The sequence below is a fragment of the Oleiphilus sp. HI0067 genome, assembly GCF_001635735.1.
In genome coordinates, this window is the sequence record NZ_LWFI01001331.1 from 1 (window position 1) to 956 (window position 956).

Annotated in this window: 2 protein-coding genes; both read right to left on the minus strand. The window is 46.0% G+C overall.

The genetic code is table 11. The features are described from left to right. Positions 1-211 (minus strand): NAD(P)-dependent oxidoreductase (locus tag A3739_RS20840; RefSeq protein WP_197472470.1); only part of this gene is annotated, 211 nt, incomplete at its 3' end. 18 nt (positions 212-229) lie between these two features. Continuing rightward, the coding region (locus A3739_RS30180; protein ID WP_197472471.1) for an LPS O-antigen length regulator at positions 230-956 on the minus strand (727 nt) is incomplete at its 5' end.

The following is a 956-nucleotide window of genomic DNA, read 5'->3' on the forward strand; positions in this document are numbered from 1 at the left end:
GATCAATCACACCATAGACACCCTCAAAAAGACTTTCTGGAATCTTGCGAGAATCCTCGACCACAATCTGAAGGTTTGCATGGGGAGTAAGCTTATCCTGACCGAAGAAATACCTATCTAGAGCAACAACTGCATAGCCTTTTTCCAACAACTTTGGCACTAACACGCTACCTATGTAACCGCCCGCCCCTGTAACCAATATTTTTTTCATTTTATCCAATTCCATCTTTCAATCTTGATTCTTTAAGCCCCGTATTAGGGCAATAATACAGCCGAGCAGGCCACCAAGCATCGCACCGAAGATACATATCAAAGCGCGTTTTGGTTTGGACTTTTCTTCCGATACACGCGACTCGCTGACGGTTTTAAAAACGTATTCGGTAGAGCCTTTGGCAAGCATGAGCACTTTGGTTTGGTCTTCAATGAGGTCGTAGAAAACACTCTGCATGCTTGCGAGTGGAGTTTCTTCAATTTGTTGCTTTAGGAAGCTGACGTTTTTTTGTGCTTCTTCGGCGTCACGCGCTTTTAGTTTGGAATTGATTTTATTAAGGAGCGCATCCACCCACACTTTGGCGACTTCTGGCGAGTAGTATTCAATGTCAAGACTGGTAAAGCCGCTGACTTTGTCTTCGCCTACTGACAGGTATTCTTTGAACTGCTCGTATAACTCCCAAGAGCTTGGCTCTGCTTGCTTACCTTTAGGTGGCTCGCGCGTCCAGGTTTGAGTTTGCGGATCGTAGATTTCGGTGTCGTAGATCAGCTCGTCGGTTTCAGGGTTCCAGTCTTTGACTGCAAACACTTGCGTGGCGATATTTTGCTCTTGAATAAATTCCTCTATAAAAGCCCAGCTCTGGAGGATTTCAAGTGCTTCGGCGGTTTTATTGGAACCGCCACCACCAAGGTTAATGCCAGCCAATGAGGCAAGACCACCGAATTGACCTGCGAGTTTGCCAAGG